This is a genomic window from Pseudoalteromonas mucoides (genome assembly GCF_049257175.1).
GTDB lineage: Bacteria > Pseudomonadota > Gammaproteobacteria > Enterobacterales > Alteromonadaceae > Pseudoalteromonas.
Map to the genome: position 1 here is coordinate 140,985 of NZ_JBMMUC010000002.1, position 20,985 is coordinate 161,969.

20 protein-coding genes are annotated in these 20,985 nt (G+C 40.6%); 13 read left to right on the top strand and 7 right to left on the bottom strand.

Annotated features, from left to right (window positions below; translation table 11 throughout):
* Positions 1–92 precede the first annotated feature (92 nt).
* The 3 genes from fahA (at position 93) to AAEU30_RS02330 (ending at position 3,190) form a co-directional block, all read left to right on the top strand.
* Entirely contained in the window at positions 93–1,406 is a 1,314-nt protein-coding gene (fahA, locus tag AAEU30_RS02320; protein ID WP_421959132.1) for a fumarylacetoacetase, read from the top strand.
* Between the two features lie 154 nt (positions 1,407–1,560).
* A complete protein-coding gene (locus tag AAEU30_RS02325) occupies positions 1,561–2,709 on the top strand; it encodes a peptidoglycan DD-metalloendopeptidase family protein (RefSeq protein WP_421959133.1) in 1,149 nt (382 codons plus the stop codon).
* Entirely contained in the window at positions 2,699–3,190 is a 492-nt protein-coding gene (locus AAEU30_RS02330; RefSeq protein WP_421959134.1) for a bactofilin family protein, read from the top strand. Before AAEU30_RS02325 ends, AAEU30_RS02330 begins: the two co-directional genes overlap by 11 nt.
* Positions 3,191–3,192: 2 nt before the next feature.
* On the opposite strand, the gene AAEU30_RS02335 is transcribed toward AAEU30_RS02330, so the two are convergent.
* Complete coding sequence (locus tag AAEU30_RS02335; protein WP_421959135.1) at positions 3,193–3,666, bottom strand: hotdog fold domain-containing protein; 474 nt, start codon at positions 3,664–3,666, stop codon at positions 3,193–3,195.
* A 162-nt stretch (positions 3,667–3,828) separates the two neighbouring features.
* Between AAEU30_RS02335 and AAEU30_RS02340 the strand changes: the two genes are divergently transcribed.
* Genes AAEU30_RS02340 through AAEU30_RS02350 form a run of 3 tightly spaced genes read left to right on the top strand, consistent with a single transcriptional unit; the run spans position 3,829 to position 6,151 of the window.
* On the top strand, positions 3,829–5,031 hold the full coding sequence (locus tag AAEU30_RS02340) for a multidrug effflux MFS transporter (protein WP_421959136.1): 1,203 nt from the start codon (positions 3,829–3,831) through the stop codon (positions 5,029–5,031).
* Positions 5,031–5,669, top strand: a complete 639-nt coding sequence (locus tag AAEU30_RS02345; RefSeq protein ID WP_421959137.1) for a LysE family translocator — start codon at positions 5,031–5,033, stop codon at positions 5,667–5,669. Before AAEU30_RS02340 ends, AAEU30_RS02345 begins: the two co-directional genes overlap by 1 nt.
* A 17-nt stretch (positions 5,670–5,686) precedes the next feature.
* Complete coding sequence (locus AAEU30_RS02350; protein WP_421959138.1) at positions 5,687–6,151, top strand: methylglyoxal synthase; 465 nt, start codon at positions 5,687–5,689, stop codon at positions 6,149–6,151.
* Positions 6,152–6,163: 12 nt separating this feature from the next.
* Here the strand turns inward: AAEU30_RS02350 and yegD are convergent, their stop codons facing one another.
* The 6 genes from yegD to AAEU30_RS02380 all read right to left on the bottom strand — a co-directional run bounded on the left by yegD (position 6,164) and on the right by AAEU30_RS02380 (position 12,488).
* On the bottom strand, positions 6,164–7,531 hold the full coding sequence (gene yegD, locus AAEU30_RS02355) for a molecular chaperone (protein ID WP_421959139.1): 1,368 nt from the start codon (positions 7,529–7,531) through the stop codon (positions 6,164–6,166).
* Positions 7,532–7,595: 64 nt separating this feature from the next.
* Positions 7,596–8,462 (bottom strand): DNA ligase, encoded by an 867-nt coding sequence (locus AAEU30_RS02360; protein ID WP_421959140.1) that lies wholly within the window; start codon positions 8,460–8,462, stop codon positions 7,596–7,598.
* A 30-nt stretch (positions 8,463–8,492) separates the two neighbouring features.
* The gene (locus AAEU30_RS02365) at positions 8,493–9,149 is read right to left on the bottom strand and encodes an HAD family hydrolase (protein ID WP_421959141.1); all 657 of its coding nucleotides are present in this window, start codon (positions 9,147–9,149) and stop codon (positions 8,493–8,495) included.
* A gap of 57 nt (positions 9,150–9,206) precedes the next feature.
* Positions 9,207–9,506 (bottom strand): hypothetical protein, encoded by a 300-nt coding sequence (locus AAEU30_RS02370; RefSeq protein ID WP_421959142.1) that lies wholly within the window; start codon positions 9,504–9,506, stop codon positions 9,207–9,209.
* Between the two features lie 106 nt (positions 9,507–9,612).
* Complete coding sequence (locus AAEU30_RS02375; RefSeq protein WP_421959143.1) at positions 9,613–11,892, bottom strand: TonB-dependent receptor; 2,280 nt, start codon at positions 11,890–11,892, stop codon at positions 9,613–9,615.
* Between the two features lie 377 nt (positions 11,893–12,269).
* Positions 12,270–12,488 carry a hypothetical protein gene (locus AAEU30_RS02380; RefSeq protein ID WP_421959144.1) on the bottom strand — a complete coding sequence of 73 codons (219 nt, stop codon included), beginning with the start codon at positions 12,486–12,488 and terminating at the stop codon, positions 12,270–12,272.
* A 361-nt stretch (positions 12,489–12,849) separates the two neighbouring features.
* Here AAEU30_RS02380 and AAEU30_RS02385 point away from each other — a divergent pair, with 361 nt between their 5' ends.
* From AAEU30_RS02385 to AAEU30_RS02415, 7 genes are all read left to right on the top strand, one after another.
* Complete coding sequence (locus AAEU30_RS02385) at positions 12,850–13,398, top strand: HdeD family acid-resistance protein (protein ID WP_421959145.1); 549 nt, start codon at positions 12,850–12,852, stop codon at positions 13,396–13,398.
* A gap of 422 nt (positions 13,399–13,820) precedes the next feature.
* Positions 13,821–14,030: a hypothetical protein gene (locus tag AAEU30_RS02390; RefSeq protein WP_087532048.1), complete on the top strand. Its 210-nt coding sequence runs from the start codon at positions 13,821–13,823 to the stop codon at positions 14,028–14,030.
* A 256-nt stretch (positions 14,031–14,286) separates the two neighbouring features.
* A complete protein-coding gene (locus tag AAEU30_RS02395) occupies positions 14,287–16,419 on the top strand; it encodes a M3 family metallopeptidase (RefSeq protein ID WP_421959146.1) in 2,133 nt (710 codons plus the stop codon).
* Between the two features lie 138 nt (positions 16,420–16,557).
* Positions 16,558–17,982 carry an amidohydrolase family protein gene (locus AAEU30_RS02400; protein WP_421959147.1) on the top strand — a complete coding sequence of 475 codons (1,425 nt, stop codon included), beginning with the start codon at positions 16,558–16,560 and terminating at the stop codon, positions 17,980–17,982.
* A gap of 101 nt (positions 17,983–18,083) precedes the next feature.
* Positions 18,084–18,944, top strand: coding sequence for a carboxylate/amino acid/amine transporter (locus AAEU30_RS02405; RefSeq protein ID WP_421959148.1), 861 nt, complete (start codon positions 18,084–18,086; stop codon positions 18,942–18,944).
* Between the two features lie 28 nt (positions 18,945–18,972).
* On the top strand, positions 18,973–20,199 hold the full coding sequence (locus AAEU30_RS02410) for a glycerophosphodiester phosphodiesterase family protein (RefSeq protein WP_421959149.1): 1,227 nt from the start codon (positions 18,973–18,975) through the stop codon (positions 20,197–20,199).
* A gap of 50 nt (positions 20,200–20,249) precedes the next feature.
* On the top strand, positions 20,250–20,984 hold the full coding sequence (locus AAEU30_RS02415) for a dienelactone hydrolase family protein (protein ID WP_421959150.1): 735 nt from the start codon (positions 20,250–20,252) through the stop codon (positions 20,982–20,984).
* The last annotated feature ends 1 nt before the right edge of the window (position 20,985 follow it).

A 20,985-nucleotide genomic window follows, 5' to 3' on the forward strand; every position in this document is an offset into this window, starting at 1 on the left:
GCAGCGAAATCGCTGCTTTTTGTCGTTTAAATTTGTGCTGATTGCCTCCATATACTAGTGTATCCAATCAGCGCGAACCATAAGGAAAGAATATGAGCCTCATTAACGAAACCCATGATATTAATTTAACTAGCTGGGTTGAATCAGCCAACGCAGAGAATTGCGACTTCCCAATTCAAAACCTTCCTTTTGCAGAAGTTCGCCGTAAAAATAGCAATGAAGCCTTTCGCGGTGCCGTTGCCATTGGCGATCACGTTATTGATCTTGCAAAAGTAAACGAGCTCGCTATTTTTTCTGGTGACGCCCAAACAGCGGTTGCTGCTGCAAGCCAACCTACCTTGAACGAATTTATGGGCCTAGGTCAGCAATACTGGTCAGCACTGCGTTTAGCTTTATCTAAAGCACTACGTGAAGGTGCACCCGAGCAAACAAAACTAACTGATACATTAATCGCTCAAGCTGATATTGAATTTGCCCTGCCGTGTCGCATCGGTGATTACACTGACTTTTATACTTCAATTTATCATGCAACAGCCGTAGGCAGTTTATTCCGTCCAGATAACCCATTACTACCTAACTACAAGTGGGTGCCAATTGGTTACCACGGCCGTTCATCATCAATTGATGTATCAGGACAAACTTTCCATCGTCCTAGCGGCCAAACTAAAGCGCCAGATGCCGATGTCCCATCACTTGGCCCATGTAAACGCTTAGATTATGAATTAGAGTTAGGTATTTACTTAGGTAAAAGTAACGGATTAGGGGACGCCATTGCTATTGAAAATGCAGAAAATCACGTATTTGGTTTCTGTGTTTTCAATGACTGGTCAGCACGTGATTTACAAGCATGGGAATACCAACCGTTAGGTCCATTTCTTGCGAAAAACTTTGCTTCAACAGTATCGCCATGGATTATCACTACCGAAGCGTTGGCTCCATACAGAACCTCATGGACCCGTGATAAAAATGACCCACAACCATTAGATTATTTAGAGTCAACGCATAACCGTGAGCACGGTGCTTTTGATATTAAAATGGATGTACAGATTGAAACGCAGAAAATGCGTGACGAAGGCCATACACCAGCACAAGTGTCTAAATCAAGCTTTAAGCATTCATACTGGACGGTGGCCCAAATGGTTACTCACCATACCGTCAATGGTTGTAACTTTATGCCAGGTGACATGCTAGGTTCAGGCACGCAATCGGGTCCTACTCACGAAGAAGCAGGCTCTTTACTCGAGCTATCTCGTGGTGGCAAAGAGAAGATCACGCTAAGCAATGGAGAGCAACGTAGCTTTTTAGAAGATGGTGATAATGTAATCATGCGCGGCTGGTGTGAAAAAGACGGCTTTGCTCGAATTGGCTTTGGCTCTGTTGAAGGCACAGTTCTACCTGCTAAGTGATTAAACAACCTAACTTTTTAACTACGTGTTAAAAAAATGAAAGCGCCCAGTTGGGCGCTTTTTACACACTAAATTGTAAAGGTTACAATTTTTTTCTGGCTTTTTTATATCAAATTGCTATCTTAATCTAGTTAATAGCCAGTATTTATAAGCCATGTCAGTATTTATTAAGTCTTTTTATCACAAATTATTCCCAGTTAGACAGCTTTTGATCCGTCAAAATGGTGAAGTGAAGCATGTGATCTTAGCCCCTTGGCTACAAATTTTTGCCGTATTTTGTATTTTAACAGCAATAACTTGGTTAACAGTTTCTACTTTGCAGGTTTATAGCCAAACCAATATAATTTCTGATATTGAGCAAAGCCAAATAACAAAACAACAAAAATGGCAACAGCAGCAACAAGCGCAACAGCGCCTGCATGAACAACAGTTAGAACAATTAGCCACACTCGAACAAAAGCATGCATTACTACAAAGCATGATTGAATCACTACCCGACTCTCTAAGTAAAACTGAAGATAGTACGACACTTGAACTTGAAGAAAAACAGCAACAAAGCGACTTACATGAGCCGTTAATAGATGAAAGTAAAGGAAGTCATATACCACGACAGCAAAGCAGTTCGTTTGAGCAACGCCTAGCTGCACTCAGTACGCAATATAAGCAAAGCTTTAATAAGCTAGAAACGCATATTGATCAGCGCCAACAAAACATTTTAACAATGCTCAAAGGTGCAGGCCTTGATACAGCGCTTGCAAATCAATTAAATTATCCAGTTAATGATTCAGCCCAAGGTGGTCCGTTGAACTTATTTGATGAATCAAGGATCCCCAGCGAATTTTTAGCCACTGCCGATAAACTATTATCTCTGAACAACCTAGAGAGTTTACTCAGCGAACTTCCACAGTCACTACCCGCTGCTGACTATTATATTTCGAGCAGCTATGGTTTACGTAAAGATCCAATGAATGGTCGTCGTGCTTTTCATAAAGGTGTTGATTTAGCTGGGTGGCATAAAACTGAAATTTTTGCCCCTGCCGATGGCACCGTACTACGAGCCGGACGCAATGGCGGCTATGGTAACTTTATTGAACTTGAGCATAAAAATGGCTTTGTAACACGCTTTGGCCACCTTAATAAAATTAAAGTTAAAAAAGGACAATCGGTTACTAAAAATGATGTCATTGGCTTGATGGGCAGTACTGGCAGAAGTACGAGCACTCACCTACACTATGAAGTGTTACTTAACGACAAACATGTTAATCCAGTTAAAATTACAAAGGCGCTCTCTCGTGTTCGGTAAAAAAAAGCAAACTAATACTAGCTCAGTTGGTAACCAACTTAAAAGAACTAACCATGCTCCTTCGATCATCTCTGAAGATGTGCGCTTAACAGGCTCTCTTGTGAGCCAAGGCGAAGTACAACTAGATGGCAGAATTGATGGTGATGTAAGAGTTAGTCATCTTGTAATTGGTACCACAGGTACTGTTGAAGGTAGTGTTGTCGCAGATAGCGTTATTGTCAAAGGCAAAATTATTGGCTCACTCAACGCGAGTAAAGTCACGATTGAACAGACTGCCGAAGTACACGGCGATGTTTATCAAGATACGTTAAGCATTGAAGCTGGTGCTGTTATTGAGGGTAACTTAAAACAGCGGCATGAGGCCGAAACTGTTGAGTTGATCAGTCAATCAATTGAGTCAAAACCTGAGCTAACATCGGTTTTAAACGAAGGTGATAACGACTTGTCTTTTTTCAACAAACAAGCCGTAGAAAAAGAATAAGGTTATTTTTTCTTAGTAATGTACATTGTAATATCTGCGGTGAATACAAGCTCATTGCGGGTATTATACAGTTTGACCGGAACCACTAAGTCTTCTTTATCAATCCATGGTCTTGGTAACTGAATCTCAGCAATAGCTGTCACATCTGTATCCACTTTTGCTAAATAATTAACCGTCATTCCTTTTGGGATCCAGCGATGGGTTTTATATGGCACAGTGGCGTCAACCATAACCCCAGCACATAATTCAGCCAAATTACATTGCGCAATTGCATGTATGGTACCTATGTGATTATGGACACTACGACGATTTTTAACGACTGCACTACAATAGCCATCTTTAACATCGAGAATATAGGGCTTCATAGAGCCGAAATATGGGGCTTTAAAGCAGACTGCTTTGGTAAATAGCCAATTCCCTAACGGTAATTTTTTTAATTTTAGCCATGTTTTTAAAGTAGCGGATTTATCACTCATTATTTTTCTCAAGCAAATTTTTATTATTCACAAAACTAACACATCAGACCAGTTAACAGAAGTGCATTTAAACGACCTTGTTAGCTATATTTGTCTAGAGGGGCCAAATAGCCTTTCTTTTTTATCCTTGCAGACCTAAAATACGCGGCAAAAGGAGTATTCATGCCCACAACCAATCGCCATAGTCATCTTAGTGTTATTTTAATTCTCGCCCTGCTGATCATCTTCTGCCCTTTGGCAATTGATATTTACCTCCCAGCTTTCCCTGATATTGCACAGGCATTGCAAGTGGGTGAACAAAAAGTACAACTCACCGTCGCGATTTTTATGCTCACTGTTGGTTTGGGTCAGCTTATTGCTGGGCCCTTAGCTGATAAATTTGGTCGTAAACCCATCGCCATTACAGGAATAAGCCTTTATGGCATCGCTGGCTTACTAGCCTACCTAGCACCCAACTTTAGTGTTTTAATGATTGCTAGAGCACTACAAGGATTTGGCGCTTGTGCGACTTTTGTGGTGGCATTTTCGATTGTACGAGACATTTACGGTAGTGCTAAGAGTGGCCAAATGATCACTTACTTAAATGGAATTGTCTGTTTTGTGCCTGCACTCGCACCAATTTTAGGCGCTTGGTTAACGGTACAATTTGGCTGGCGAATGAACTTCTTATTTTTAGCAGGCTTCGCCTGCCTAGGCCTTATAATTACCCTACTGTTTTTTAAAGAAACAAGACCAAGTGATAGTCATTATCAAGGGCATATACTAGACTTACGTCGATTTACGCCGATTATTACCACTAAGGTGTTCTTTTTTAATAGCCTATTATGCATGATAGCAATGTCAGCAATTTTAGCATTTGTTACCCTTGCTCCTGGCTGGATCATGACTGAGCTGGGCGGCACTGTGGGTGACTTTACCTTTTGGTTTACCCTTAATGCTATTATCAGTATTGTTGCTAGCTTTATTGCCCCTTTGTATATCAAAAGACACAGCCAAAGAGCATTAAAACTCGGAGTCAGTTTATTAATATTCTCCGGTATTCTTATACTCTTTTTAAGCCAGTTTAAAACTGCATTTACTTTTATGTTGCCCATTTTGATTGCTGCACTTGGCTTTGCACTGAGTTTAGGCTCCGCAGCGGGCATGGCCTTGTCACATTTTCCAAAGCAAGCAGGTACGGCATCGGCACTGATTGGCTTAATGCAAATGAGTGGTGCAGGTGTATTAGTCATACTAACCCAAGTGCTGCCCTTTAATGCACCACAATTTATTGCCTTTCATTTATTGCTATTGTTACCACTGTGGCTAATTTTAATCACGCGCAAAGCAAACATTTATCACCCAACAACTGAGGTGACAAAGTAATGCTCGTCAACCCTGAGTTTGTATTATCATTTTTAGCGGCGAGTTTTTTAATAGCAGTCGCACCTGGGCCATCGAATGCATTTTTAATGGCACAAACATTTGCTAACGGCCGCGCTGCGGGTTTACAAAGCGCTTTTGGTTTTGCCCTTGGTGGCGTAGTACATACTTTATTTGCCGTCGTTGGTTTAACAGCTATCTTAAAAGCCTCTGAGACAGCTTATGCAACAGTGCAGTACGCTGGCGCTGCCTACCTTTGTTACTTAGGCGCTGCTATGCTTAAAAGCACGTTTATGCAACCACAATGCAATAGCGAAGATAAGCCTCACGTAAGCACTAAGAAGAAATCCAATGTAATGTTACAAGCGATGATGACAGAAGTGCTTAACCCAAAAGTGGCGCTGTTCTTTATTGCTTTTATACCACAATTTGTTGATCCGACGTTGTCGGGTTCAACCACGTTTCAACTGGCATTTTTTGGTTTACTCTACCCTCTTTTTGCTTTTCCTATCGACTGCACTTATATTTACTTTGGCGATAAAATTGCAAACTATTTTAGAGCACATCCACAAAGCCAGATTTGGATTGATCGTATAACTGGCGTAGTATTTATAGCACTGGCCATTAATTTACTGATTTAATAAAAATAAGAGTCAACATGGAACAAAAATTACAGTCACTCCCAGCACAGAAAAATATCGCTCTAGTTGCCCATGATGGTAAAAAAGCAGCCCTTCAAGCTTGGTGTAAGAAACACCATGCTAGCCTTAGCCAGCATACATTGTATGGCACGGGCACCACCGGACATTTAATCGAACGCACCACCGGGTTAAACGTTGTAAAGCTATTGAGTGGCCCTATGGGTGGCGATCAACAACTCGGCGCAAAGATTGCGGAGCACGAAGTCCATATGCTTATATTTTTTTGGGATCCACTTGCATCACAACCCCATGACCCTGATGTCAAAGCGTTACTAAGGTTGGCTGCAGTATGGAATATTCCCGTTGCCTGTAATGAAGTCAGTGCAGATATGTTATTAAGCTCAACGTTAATGAATAGTGAGCTTGAGCGTACCTTGCCGGATTACGAAAAATACCTCGCAACTCGGCAAGTAGATTTATAAGTAAGCACCTGCTTACTTATAAAGCATATTTGCCCACTTAGTTAAACCGGCGGTAACACTACCAAAGTGATCGCCGTTCACCATATTAATATCACCTAAATGTTGCTTAAGTGCGGCTTTTATTAAAGGTGACTGAGCACTGCCACCAGTTAGATAAATAACATCAGGTGCAACACCAGCCTCTTTAATTGCTTCTTTAGCCAAGGTCACTATTTGACTTATAGAGTCATCAACAGCTAACGCTAGATCACTTAAATTCAATATTTTAGATAAATCCTTTGCTAAGAAGTCTAAATTGCAGTTATGGCTTTGCTCAGACGATAAGGCAATTTTGGCGGCTTCCCCTTGTTGCACTAACTGATGCCCTTGCTTATTTTGCTGTAAATTAATTAACCGTTGATACAGCTCAGGTTCACTTACTTCACGAAGTTGAGTCATTAGCTCGCGTGTATGTGTTTGCGCATAAAATTGGCTTTGCAAATTCACATCGTTAATTTTACATGCCTGCCAAAAAGGTTGATTAGGTAATGGTAAACCCGATTTAAACGAACTCCCAAGACCTAATAATGGCATTAAACCGTGATAACTCAGTGCAATATCAAGGTCGTTTCCACCGATACGTTTACCGCTGTGGGCTAAGAAGTCATTATCACGCTCGCTATGACCACGAAAAACAGGGCCCATTTGCACAAATGAGCAATCACTCGTACCACCACCAATATCAACTACGAGTACTTTTTGGTTTTGAGTCAAATTACTTTCATAATCAATCCCTGCGGCTAAAGGCTCATATAAAAATGCAACCTCTTTAAAACCTGCACGTTTAGCGGCGCGTTCCAAAATACCAATGGCTTGCTGATTTGACTCTTCGCCACCCACAGCCTGAAAGTTGACTGGGCGGCCAATCACTGTATGTGTTAAGGATTGTTGTAAAGACGCTTCAGCGCGTTGTTTTATTTTTAAAATCATTGCTGTTGCAATGTCTTCAAAAAAGTTGATTTGCCCTTGTTTTAAGCCCGTTGCGCCAAAAAATGATTTCGGCGATTTAACAAAGTAACCTTCTTCAGGAAATTGCACATACTCGTTAATTGCTTCACGGCCAATAAATAAGCTTTGTTCATTAACCGCTAAATCAAGGTCAGACTTTATACGTGGCAATGTATTTAACAAGGCTTGGCGCTGGCTTTTATAATCGTGTTCGAATGAAGTGCCAGTTAGGTGCTTAGCAACAAAATCAACGACTAATGCACTATGGTGAGTGTATAGAGTCGATGGCAAGTAATGCTTACCTTGCTCCAGAGGTACAAGTTCCACAAGATTATTCTCGCCGATGATACCCATTGCACAATTAGAGCTACCATAATCAAAACCTACTACCATTGCTTCACCACATTGACGACAAAAAGGCCGCGCAATTTAGCACATTTAACGCCGCTTTAAAATGTTATTCCTGCACACGCTCACGTAAAAAGCTGGCAAAGCGAGGTAATCCATTTTTTGTATAGCCATGATAACGGTACGTTATCTTTGCACCAATAGCGGGGGGATTTTGCCTTTGTAAATCACTAAAGCCGGTGCCGATAGTAAATTCAATGCCGGCTTCATTTTTAACTCGCATTGCACCAAGCATACCTAAGTACTTACCTTTACCTGGTAAATAGCCAAGTATAATGGCTTCGTCATCAAAGTAAGGCTTGAGTTTTAATAGTGCTGATGTACGGCCATTTTGATGTTTTGCGCTTGCAAGGTGCAGCATAACCCCTTCTCCACCGCGTTTAGTTATACGTTCAAAAAAGGCGGTAAGCGCTTGGTTTGATGAAAACTGGTGTTGCTCTACAGCAATGATATGTGGTTTATTAATGACTTGAACCAGTTGCTGATAATTCTTATAACGAATGCTGAAAGGGTTTGTCTGATCGGGCATATCAAACACACGAAAAGTCACCTTCTGCCAATCACTGTCTACCGGTGTGGCTGTGCGCACAATTCCACTTATAGCTGCAAAGTCATTATGCTGTGTCCAAAGCTCCCCATCGAGCCATACATTAGGCAACACACTGCTAAACCAAGCTGGAGGGTTAATAGGATTGCCATTTCGCGTGACAAATTCAGCACCTGTCCAAATAGCTCTCACGCCGTCAAACTTTTCACTAACTAAGTATTCAGACACATCAACTTTGTTGCTTTGCTCATACACTTTCGCAAGTTGTACGTGTGGTGAAATACTTGCTTCATCAACGCTTTGGGATAAACAAGGTAAGTTTAGTAAAATTAGCCAAGAATATAATAAAGTATAGAGTCCTTTTTTCATGGTCGTATCCTTACAAAATAGATACTTAAACTATAGTTTATTTTGTACCCATTGCAAAAACTCCTGCAAATTAACTAACTGTGCCGTCGCTTTGCTTAGATCATGATTTAAAGTATGTTTATTAGGCACCGCTACCACAGCAAGCGCTGCGTTAAAAGCAGCTGTCACACCAGTATTGGTATCTTCAACCGCGACGGCATTTTCAGGGCTAATCGACAGTGTTTGCAGTGCTAATAAGTACGGGTCGCCTGCAGGTTTTGGGTTAACCACATCATCTTTTGTTACTACACAGTCAAACAGTTCATAAAAACCATACCCTTTAAGGATAGGTAAGGCTTCATCTCGTGCACTGCCTGTCACTAACGCCATCTTTAGACCCGTTTGTTTCACCGCGAGTAAGGTTTCTTTTGCAAATGGCATAAGTGGTGGCAAGTGAGTTGTGACAAACTCACTAAAGTAATCATACTTTCTTTGAGCAAGCGCTTGCGGAGTAATTGCCAAGTTATAAAGAGCAACGACTTCTTTTGCGGCTTCTACGGTCGCTTTACCTGAAAAACGCTGACAAAACTCATCTTCTTCATAACGAATACCGTACTCGGCTAAAATGTCATTCCAGCAATTAAAATGCACACTTTCGGAGTCAACCAAGGTACCGTCCATATCAAATAAAATTGCCTGTAAAGTCATCGTCACTCCTTATTTAAAGCGTTAAAAAAGGTGCACTTGGCACCTTTTCATTTTACATTATTGCGTTAAGCCTGCTGGTGGCTCGGCAAAGGCCTCTTCACCGGTTTCAACGTCAACAAGTTCATAACCACGTTCTTTACGAACCACTTTTAGTACCGGCTTATCAAATGCCGTTTTTAGGCGTTCACTATCTGCTTGTAGTTCTTCAACCGTGTTACCAAATGGTGCAGCACCGGTTTCAGACCAGTTAGATACTTTACCATTTAGGTTATATTCAACTTCATGAATTTGATATTGTGCTGCTTCATCTTTGGTAGCTTCACAAAAAATTACGCGGTAATTCCAAAATCCAGCCATGGGCATTCTCTTTAAATTATAATTAATGCTACTTTAGCAGTAACAGATAGTAATATAAACGAAAAAACCCGCTTTAAAAGCGGGTTTTATATGTATTTAATTAACTTTAAAAGAAGTTAACTTTAAACTCTGCGCCAATAAAGCGTGGCTCATTCACGATGGCTGAATTATTACTAAAATCAACACCGCCAATAAATACTTGCTCATCAGTTATATTACGCGCAAATGCAGCAACTTCGTATTCATAGTCACCTGAGAACCACTTATAACCAGTGCGCACGCCACCTTCAAGTAGAGCCTCACCAGTAAATTCAACTGACTCATATAAGAAGAAGTCAATTTCGCTACGATAAGACCAATCAGTGTAAGCGTAAAACTCACCATCACCTACTTCTTTTGTATAGCGTAAAATAAAGTTAGCAATCCACTCTGGCGCATGCGGTAAGCTATTACCGTCTAAGCTATAACCTTGACCTGTAAGCGGATCTGTTATAGTACAAGCAAAACAACCTTGTGAGTATAAACCATCATCTTGTAACTCAGTATTGTTATAACTAAAGTTAAATGTCGCATCAAAGTTGTCTGATAATACCCACTGAGTATCTAGTTCAAAACCATAACCAACTGTTTTATCTGCATTGAGCAGACGAGCTGTATTTCCTGCATCACCACCAACAGCCGTTAGCTGCTGATCATCCATTTGATAGTAAAAAACGGTTGCATTAATACGGCCGCTACCATCAAGTACGTCTGACTTGATACCTGCTTCGATTGAGTTAATTGTTTCAGAATCGGCAACGGTTACATCATCACTGAATAAAATACGACCTTGAACGCTCGGTGCACGGAAACCATTAGCAGCACGAACAAATAAATTTACGTCATCTGAGTATTTATAAGCAGCAGCTAAATCCCATGATACATGGCTATCTTCTGGTGCCACTGATTTAGTTAAGTTAGCGGTAGTTGACTCTGGTGATGCATAACGTGATGCAGTAAAGTCTCGCTTATCATCTGAATAACGTAAACCAGCAGTGATTTCTAACTTATCAGTTAACTGATATTCACTTGACGCGAATACAGCCCATGCAGTCGTTTCCTGATCTTGGCGTACATAACCCGTTAAGAAATTTGCACCTAAACCGTCATAACCATAAGTCTCAATGACCTGCTCTTCATTATAATAAAAAGCACCCACTTGATAGTTAAAATCACCAGCAAAGTCACTCGATAAACGTAATTCTTGCGTGTATTGATTATGATCTGGTAGTGCATCTGCCGTTTCAGATGCTAAGAATATGAAACCTGGTCCCATCTCAGGTGTAGGGCAGCCAGGAACAAATGTATTACCACAACCGTAACCACCATCAACATCCGCGCGTGAGTAAATCTCTGCACTTTCCCAACCTGTGATTGACGTTAAAGTGTAGTCATTAAAGTCATATTCAACTTTTAAGCTTGCACCTTGAGATTCTACATTTTGCGTCGCAAACTGTACTGAATCTTGATAAATAACTTCTGGGTCAAAATCAGCGCGAGGATTATTAGTACCCGCTTCAATAGCATTTGCATGGAATACAATTGGTTTACCATTTAAATCACGAGTGTGGTAATTAAATAGTGCACTTAAATCATCTTTCTCATATAAAAACTGCACACGCGCCGCAGTTTCTTGATAGCCGCCCGTAGCGTCATCAATTTCGTTGCCTGCTAAACGGTTATCAATATAATCATCACGCTCTTGGCGTAATAAAGATACACGAGCAGATAAGTTATCAGTTAATCCACCACTTACAGCACCCTCAAAATCGATTGAATTGAATGAACCATAAGATAAAGCAGCATAACCTTCAAAATCTTGCGTTGGGCGCGCAGAATCAATTTTAACTAAGCCAGCCGGTGTATTACGACCAAACAGCGTTCCTTGAGGTCCACGAAGAACTTCAACTCGCCCCGTATCAAATACAGGGAAGCCTTTTAAAATAGGGCTTTCTTGAACGATTTCATCTACCACTAAAGATACTGGTTGCGATGAGTTCAAATCGAAATCTGAGTTACCAAGACCACGAACATAAAAGCGTGGGAATGAACGACCAAATGAAGATTCAACAGTTAAACTTGGGATTTTCGCATTTAAAAAGCGAATATCCATACCAGCAGAGCTTGCTGCCTCTAACCCATCACCTTGTAAAGCAGATGCCGCTACAGGAACTTCCTGTGCGTTTTCTACACGTTTACGTGCGGTGATTTGAATAACTTCTAATTGATTGCTTTTTTCTGCAGCGGGGGCGTCTTCTGCTGCGCTTGAAAATGAAGTACCTGCTACTGCAGAGAACAACGTTGCATTAATAAGGGTTGCTAACGTAGATCTTTTCATTGCTTTCATGTTGGGGTTTAGCCTTTTGTGTGCACTCTTGTTCAACGGTGTATGTGTTGCGCTAGTTCACTTAGCGGGCTCGGCCAATTTTTCGCGCCTTATATTAAGCTGCGCGGACCTCACTGTCGAGAGTGCAAAACGAAGTAGTGAGGCTGAACGAACGATGAAGATTATAACACTTCATGACATTATTACTGCATAAATATGTACATTTAAATAATCTTTTTACAACAATTAACGACACAATCAGCGAACTTAGACCATTTTATGCAATTATTTTCAACTTTAGCGGACATATGTCCTGTATCAAGCAACTGCAAAATTGTAGCCAAACCATGTAAATGATAATAAGTATCTCTTACATGGTTAAATCGTTTATTTCGTATTTAGGCACTTACTCTGGCAAATTCAGGATTTGCCAGCTCACAGTTATGTTCATTTAGTAAACCAAGTATTGCCATATTTAGCTCTTCAATTACTTCCATATAAACAGCAAAATCGATGGTGTTAACATAGCTTAGTACATCAATTTGTAATGCCCAAGGTGTGAACCCTTTGAATTTAACACGGCAAGGATCATCTGCTATTTTTTCATGGTCATCCAATGCTGCTTGCAAGCTGACATAAAGGCAAAACGTCTTGTGGAGTTTGAATTCTCACACAGTGTAAAAGTGCTGCAAAGCTTTCGCGTCCTGCTTACGCCTTTATCTACATCCATGTAAGCAACAAAGAGTTAATCGCATTTATAATAAAACCTAAGGATAGCACCACAACAGGCTTTGCCTTGCCTAAATACCAAACACACTCCTGCTAATTGAACCTCAAAAGATAAACACGCGCTAGCCTTCATAATCCTAATAAATCCGTTTTTAGTTAAAAAGAACAAAGTTTGACCTAAATAACCTCACAGACTAACGTATAGTGTATTCGAAATTCGTAAACTTATGCTTATCATTAAGGAACAAGATGAATCTAACAACAACACTTGCAAAAAACTGGTCCGTGCTTTTTATACGTGGACTAATAGCAATCGTATTAGGGGTACTAACTTGGTTAGCCCCCGAAGCATCGTTAAGTATTATGTTATTGTTTTTTGCTGGTTACTTTTTATTTGACGGTATACTACGCAGTTGGGTTGCATGGAATTCCAAACAACATAATCCTTATTGGCAATGGTTATTAGTGGGCGGTGTGTTATCTATTATTGCTGGATTGGTTACCTTGCTTGCGCCAAACGTAACAACTATTTTATTACTTTATTATGTAGCTGCTTGGGCAATTGCTATTGGCGCTGTTGAGATACTCGTTGCGGTCAAGTTAAGGGCAGAAATATCAGGTGAATGGCTATTGATTATTACTGGTGTATTGTCGGTAACATTTGGTTTATACCTTGTGTTTAACCCAAGTGCGGGTATTCATACCCTGCTGTGGTTAGTTGCAACATACGCCGTTATTTTTGGTACCTTAATTGTTGGCTTTTCTTTGAAGCTTAAAAAACTTGGTACTTTACAATAATAAGTAAGCCTTGGAGCATTACTGTTTCAAGGCATTTATACCTATTCAATAATCCCCAGCGATTAAATCAATTTAGCTTTGATAGTCCTTACGCGACATCACAATCTCACCACCTAAGTCGATATCGCACCGCGGGAATCAAATAACAACATTATATTACTCAAACACTTTGTAAATACTGAAGTGAATATCGCTGCGCCTTAAACTAGATTACAAAAAAAATGAACGACCTGTTCTAAGTTCATAACCATCCGCAGAAAAAAGTTTAGCTATTCAGGGTTAAGTAAGTTTGACACGCCATAATACCCTTTAAGTGCAGAACGATTAAGTTCACTATGCTCTTTATGAACAAAATATTAACAATTATTTACAACCGCTGCTATACCTATATTGTAAGGTCAATACAGCACGAGGAGAACGCGATGTCACAATTAACCTTAAATCAAAAATTAGCCAGCTTACAGCCATTGGTTGATCTAGCGCTATTCGAATCAAGCTTAGCTTACCGTAACAAAATTTTATGTGTATTGGCTGAGCAAGAGCAAACGCTGAATTCAATTAATAAAGAATTTGGTCATGCACAACCGGAAGGTTTTGGTAGCGAAAAGAAGTTTGTACTCGGCTACAACTAATTTTGCCTAGCATGATTAACTATTTTCTAAATTACCCATTAGGTAATATGACAACAACCCAAAAGTAGCTTTTTTATAGCGTTTATAATTAAGCTACTTTTTAATTTTTACCGATAACTTATCTGCTTTTCTTATTTTTTGCGCTCAATCCCCCCAATAAACCGATAAACTTTGTTGTATATAATCCAAAATTTGCTAAGTTAGGATGCTAATGCCTTACTTGTTTTTAAAGGCTAATTTTTTTATTGGAGCTCTTATGCGCAAATCTCTCATCGCTAGCACTATCGCCAGCGCTTTATTACTCTCAGCTTGTAGTTCACAACAAGTTGAAGATTCAACTGAACAAGCAACGCAAGTACAAACAATGAATGTTGATAACGTTTTAATGAAGCCAAGCCCACTGCAATATATGGCGCCAGAGTTTGATAAATTTGGAACAAAAGATTATGAACCTGTTTTCGATGCAGGTATTGCACAGCAAAAGGCTGAAATTGCTGCTATCGCTAATAATCCAGCACCTGCAACATTCGAGAATACGTTAGTTGAAATGGAATTCTCTGGTGAGCTTCTTGATCGTGTCTCAACTGCATTTTATAACTTATCGGGTTTAATTTCTGATTCAGAATACCAACGTATTGCCGCTAAAATGGCACCTGTATTGTCAGCCCATTCTGATGATATCTTCCTAAATAAAGCACTATTTAACCGTGTTGAAAGTGTGTATAACGATAAAGACAGCTTAAACGCTGAAGATCAACGTTTAGTTGAGTTTTACTACACTAAGTTTATTAATGCCGGTGCAAAGCTAAACGAAACACAAAAAACAAAAATGCGTGAAATTAACGCTGAGCTTGCTAAGCTATCAACTGCATTTTCGCAAAACGTATTAAAGTCATTTAAAGAAGACGTTGTACTAGTGACAGATAAAAGCGAGTTAGCTGGTTTGTCTGAAGGCGAAATTGAAAACCTAGCCGCTGCTGCGAAAAAAGCAGGTAAAGAAGGCTACATGATCACGCTTGTGAACACGACACAACAGCCTATCTTAAGCAGCCTTGAAAACCGCAAACTTCGTGAGCGTATTTTTAAAGCTTCTGCAACACGTGCACAAGACACTAACGGCCCTATTATCATTAAAGAGACCAACTTACGTGCACAAAAAGCGGAGTTACTCGGTTATAAAGATTGGGCGTCATATGTAATGACCACGCGTATGGCTAAAACTACCGAGAACGTTTACGGTATTTTAGATGATTTAGCACCAAAGGCCGTGAATAAAGCCAAAGCAGAAGCTGCTGAGATTCAAAAAGTAATTGATGCATCAGGCGAAACATTTGCAGTACAACCGTGGGATTGGGCGTTCTACTCAGAAAAAGTACGCCAAGCTAAATATGACCTAGATCCAGCTTTAGTTAAGCCATACTTTGAAATGCAATCGGTGATCCACGATGGCATGTTCTTCGCAATGGAAAAACTTTACGGTATTACGTTTAAAGAGCGTAAAGACCTACCGCTTTACCACGAAGATGTAATGGCGTTTGAAGTATTTAACGCTGATGGCAGCGCAATTGGTTTATTCTATATGGACCCATACGCACGTGAAGGTAAACGTGGTGGTGCATGGATGAGCTCATACGTTGGCCAAAGTGGCTTAAAAGGCACCCAACCTGTTATTTATAATGCGCAAAATATTCCTAAGCCTGCAGAAGGTCAGCCAACCTTAATGACCTTCTCTGAAGTAACCACTATGTTCCATGAGTTTGGTCATGCAGCACACGGTTTATTCTCAGATGTTAAATACCCAAGCCTTGCCGGTACTGCAACAGCACGTGACTTTGTTGAGTTTCCTTCTCAAGCACATGAAGATTGGAATATTGAACCAACAGTCCTTGCTAACTACGCTAAGCACTATAAAACGGGTGAGCCAATTCCAAAAGAGCTACTTGATAAAGTTTTAGAGTCACAAAACTTTAACCAAGGGTTTGGTACAACTGAGTATTTAGCCGCGGCATTACTAGATATGGAATGGCACTCATTTGGTTCTGACATGAATATCACCGACGTGCAAAAGTTTGAGCACGAAGCACTAGAAAAACACGGAATCGCCTATTACCCAGTACCACCACGCTATAAGTCTTGCTACTTTAGCCATACTTTTGCCGGTGGTTACTCAGCGGGTTACTACGCTTACCTTTGGACTGAAGTGTTTGCAGCCGATGCATTTGCTCACATGACAGAGCAAGGTGGTCTTACTCGTGAAAACGGTGATAACTTCCGTAAAGAAATTCTATCAAAAGGTAACAGCCGTGACTTAATGCAAAGCTACATTGAGTTCCGTGGTCAAAAGCCAACTACTGACGCATTACTTAAGCGCCGTGGTTTAGTTGAATAACAAAAGCTAATTTTAATGAGAGCCTACAACAGGCTCTCATTTTTCTAACAATCATCCTGTATTATTGACCTTCTAACTCAAATTAACTCCCTCTCATTTTCCCTGTGCTAGTCTGAATAAAAAATTCAAGGCTAAAAAATGAAACATACACTGCTATTCTCAACTTGCTTAGTATTAGCTGCATGTGTAGCTAAACCCACTGAACATGCCGATATTGTTATCGCTAATGCAACCATTATAGATGTGAAAACGGGCTTACTAACTCAAAAGCAATCTCTCGCCATACGCGATGGTGTGATCATAAAACGTAGCAACCAATCACTTAAAAGTAACTATATTGTTGAAAACTACATTGATGCAAATGATCAATACCTAATGCCTGGCCTTTGGGATATGCATGTGCACTTTGGTGGTGGAGAAGCGCTTATTGAAGAAAACAAGCAACTCTTACCGCTATATTTAGCATACGGTATTACAACGGTGCGTGATGCCGCTGCTGATTTAAGTGAATCAGTTTTGCATTGGCGATCGCAAATAAATAACAACCAATTAGCTGGCCCAACAATTTATACATCGGGACCAAAACTAGAAGGTAAAGATTCAATTTGGCCTGGCGATTTAGAAGTTGAAACAGTCGCAGAAATGAACGCCGCGATAGATACCCTTGATGATATGAATGTCGATTTTATCAAAATCACCGACAGCGCATTAACCCCTGAACTTTATTTAAAAGCTGTAAAAGAAGTAAAAAAGCGTGGCTATCAAATATCAGGGCATATTCCTTTTTCACTGTCGGTTACAGACGTATCTAATGCGGGATTAGATGCTATCGAACACATGACCTACTTATTAAAAGCCGCTGCAAGCAATGAGCCTGAGATTTCGGCTAAAGTGGCTTCCGGTGAACTTAAATACAGTAGTGCCTTACCTATTATCACCGCCAATATTGATACCCAAACCGCTTTAAATAAATACGCAGTATTGGCTGAGAATAATACAGCAGTTGTACCCACTTTAATTGGCGGGCAAATTACCGCCTATATTGATGAAGATAACCATCGAGATGATGAGTTTTTAAATTATATTGGCAAAGGCCTTAAAGCCACGTATCAATGGCGTGTAGATAGAGCTAATAAAGATACAGAGGTGCAAATAGAACAACGTAAAGATCGCTTTGTTAAAACAGCCCAACTACTCCCATTAGCTCAACAAGCTGGAGTATCAATTATTGCCGGAACCGATGCGGGTTTTTTAAATTCATTTATTTATCCTGGCATATCACTACATCAAGAGCTGGCTATTTTTAGTGACTACGGTTTAACACCTTTACAAACACTGCAATCAGCAACCCTTGCTGGGCCTGAGTTTTTAGGTAAGAGTGAGCAATTTGGTGAACTAACAGAAGGTAAAATCGCCGATATCATTTTCTTAACTGCTAACCCATTAGTTGATGTACGCAACACGCAAAAACTCACAGGGGTTATTTCGCATAGTCGTTATTACAACAAAGCGGCACTAGAGCAACTAAAAGCCGATGCAAAACAGTTTGTAGCACAACAATAAAAACTACAGGCTCCGCAGCTTTAGCGGAGCTTTTTATTATACGATTATTATTTTATCGCTCACTGGTATAGAATCGTATTTTTTGCAAAGATAACTCAACCATGACCTACCTGTTAGCTACCACCCTACTTTGGGCTTTTTCATTTAGTTTAATCGGCGTGTACTTGGCAGGCCAAGTTGATGCATGGTTTAGCGTGCTAATACGTGTAGCTCTAGCGACATTAGTGTTTTTACCATTTTTAAAATTTAAAACCGTCCCCAAAGTTGTCATTGCTAAGCTGATGCTTATTGGTGCAATACAACTGGGTGCCATGTATAGCTTTTATTACCATTCGTTTTTATACCTTAGCGTACCCGAAGTATTACTCTTTACTGTAATGACACCTTTATACATCGCACTGTTGAACGATGTAATTGAACGCCGATTTAATCCCCAATATTTGCTGGTTGCATTAATTGCTATAGCAGGAGCAATTGCGATTCGTTACGAAGGTGTTGATGAAAACTTTATTTTAGGCTTATTGCTGGTTCAAGCTGCAAACTTATGTTTTGCCACCGGGCAAGTCACCTACAAACGCTTAATGGCTGGTAGTGAGCTACCACAACGTACCGTGTTTGGCTGGTTTTTCGTTGGCGCACTGATTGTTGCATGTGTATGTTTTGCTTTATTTGGTGATACCAATAAGCTTCCCACCACCAGCACTCAATGGGGAATTCTTATTTACTTAGGGACAATTGCCTCTGGCTTTGGTTATTTTGCATGGAATAAGGGCGCAACTCAGGTTAACGTCGGTGGCTTAGCTGTGATGAATAATTTACTCATTCCCGCCGGTATTTTGGTTAACGTGGTAATTTGGAATCGCGAAGCTGACCTTGTAAAGCTCAGTATTGGCGGTGCGATTATTATCTCAGCTCTATTATTGAATCAATACCTTAATAGAAATGCCATAAATAAAGCCTAGACTGTCATTAATGAGTTGTGAGGGTTTTATGAAATTACTGATTTGTACATCATTGATAGTATTGCTGAGTGCTTGTAGCCAAACGCCCCAAAGTAAAAATATTCAAGTGGGCTCTCGGCCTTATTATCTCATTAACGATATGCCAGCCAGTGAGCTAAAAACACAACTGCAGGCATGTAGCGAAGGCCCTTTTTACAAAACAGACTTTTCCATTGGTCACCGTGGTGCGCCAATGCAATATCCTGAGCATACTAAAGAGTCTTATATCGCAGCAGCGCGAATGGGCGCGGGTGTTTTGGAGTGCGATGTAGCCTTTACCAAAGATAAAGAGCTTGTGTGTCGCCATTCTCAATGTGATTTACATACCACCACCAATATTTTAGCCGTACCTGAACTTGCCGCAAAATGTACCGTGCCATTTAAGCCTGCTCAAAACGGCCAACCGGCTCAAGCAAAATGCTGCACCAGCGATATTACTCTCGCTGAGTTCTTAACGTTAAAAGGTAAAATGGACGGCGCCGATAGCGAAGCCACCACCGTCGCTGAATATTTAAATGGTACGCCGAGTTGGCGCACTGATTTATACGCGAGTAATGGCACATTAATGAGCCATAAACAAAGCATTACCCTATTCAAGCAGCTGGATGTAAAAATGATCCCAGAGCTTAAGTCGCCGCAAGTAACCATGCCATTTAATGGCTTTACTCAAGCCCATTATGCACAGAAGATGCTTGATGAATACTCAGCGCAAAACGTGCCGAGTGACCACGTTTTTCCACAATCATTTAACCTCGATGACGTAAAATATTGGATAAACAATAACCCTGAGTTTGCAAACAACAGTGTGTACTTAGATGGTCGCGACGAAACAACTAATTTTAACCCAAACAACCCTGCGACGTGGCAACCAAGTATGGCAGAGCTTTATGATGACGGCATACGTATTCTTGCGCCACCTATTTGGATGCTGTTAGCGCTTGATGACAACAAACAGATTGTGCCGTCCTCTTACGCTACTTCCGCTAAAGCCGCAGGGCTTAAACTTATAGCATGGAGCCTTGAACGCTCTGGCCCGCTAAATAGCGGTGGTGGTTATTACTATCAATCGATTAAACAAGCAATTGATCGCGATGGCGACATGATGAAAGTGGTTGATGTGCTCGCCCAAAAAGTTGGCGTAATGGCCATATTTTCAGACTGGCCTGCAACGGTAAGTTATTATGCCAGTTGCATGAATATGGCAAACAGTGAGTAATCCTTTTTGCTTTGTTATGATAGGCCATATTCTTTAGTATAAGGCTCACTATGATTATTCAGCACCAAAGCCATGATATCGAAACGGCAACGGGTACTATGCGTACCAGTGTTTATCGCCCTCAAGCGGATGGACAGTTTCCGGCTATAATTTTTTACTCTGAGATTTTCCAACAAACCGCTCCCATTGCACGCAGCGCAGCTATTTTAGCCGGTCACGGTTTTGTAGTATTGGTACCAGAAGTGTTTCATGAGTTAAATCCTATAGGGACTGTGCTTGCTTACGACGACGAAGGTAAAGACAAAGGCAATGCGGATAAATGGGCAAAACCACTTGAATCCCATGACAGCGATACTCAAGCATTAATCGATTTTGCACAAACACAACACTATTGTACTGGCTCAGTGGGTGCGATGGGTGTCTGTATTGGTGGGCATTTAGCTTACAGAGCGGCACTAAACCCAGCAATTAAAGCGGCATTTTGTTTATATGCTACAGACATTCACAGTGATACTTTACCAGCAAGAACTGGCAATAATTCGTTCGAACGTATGGCTGATATCCAAGGTGAAATTCACTTTATTTGGGGGAAGCAAGACCCGCATGTACCACAAGAAGGCCGCGCTAAAATCTATCAGCAAGCTGTAACAACGGGCATTAACTACCAATGGCAAGAAGTAAATGCACAGCATGCGTTTATGCGAGACGAAGGCGAACGCTACGACCCTGCATTAGCGATTGCCATGTATCAGCAAGCAGTGGCGTTATTCAGTCGTACTTTATAAG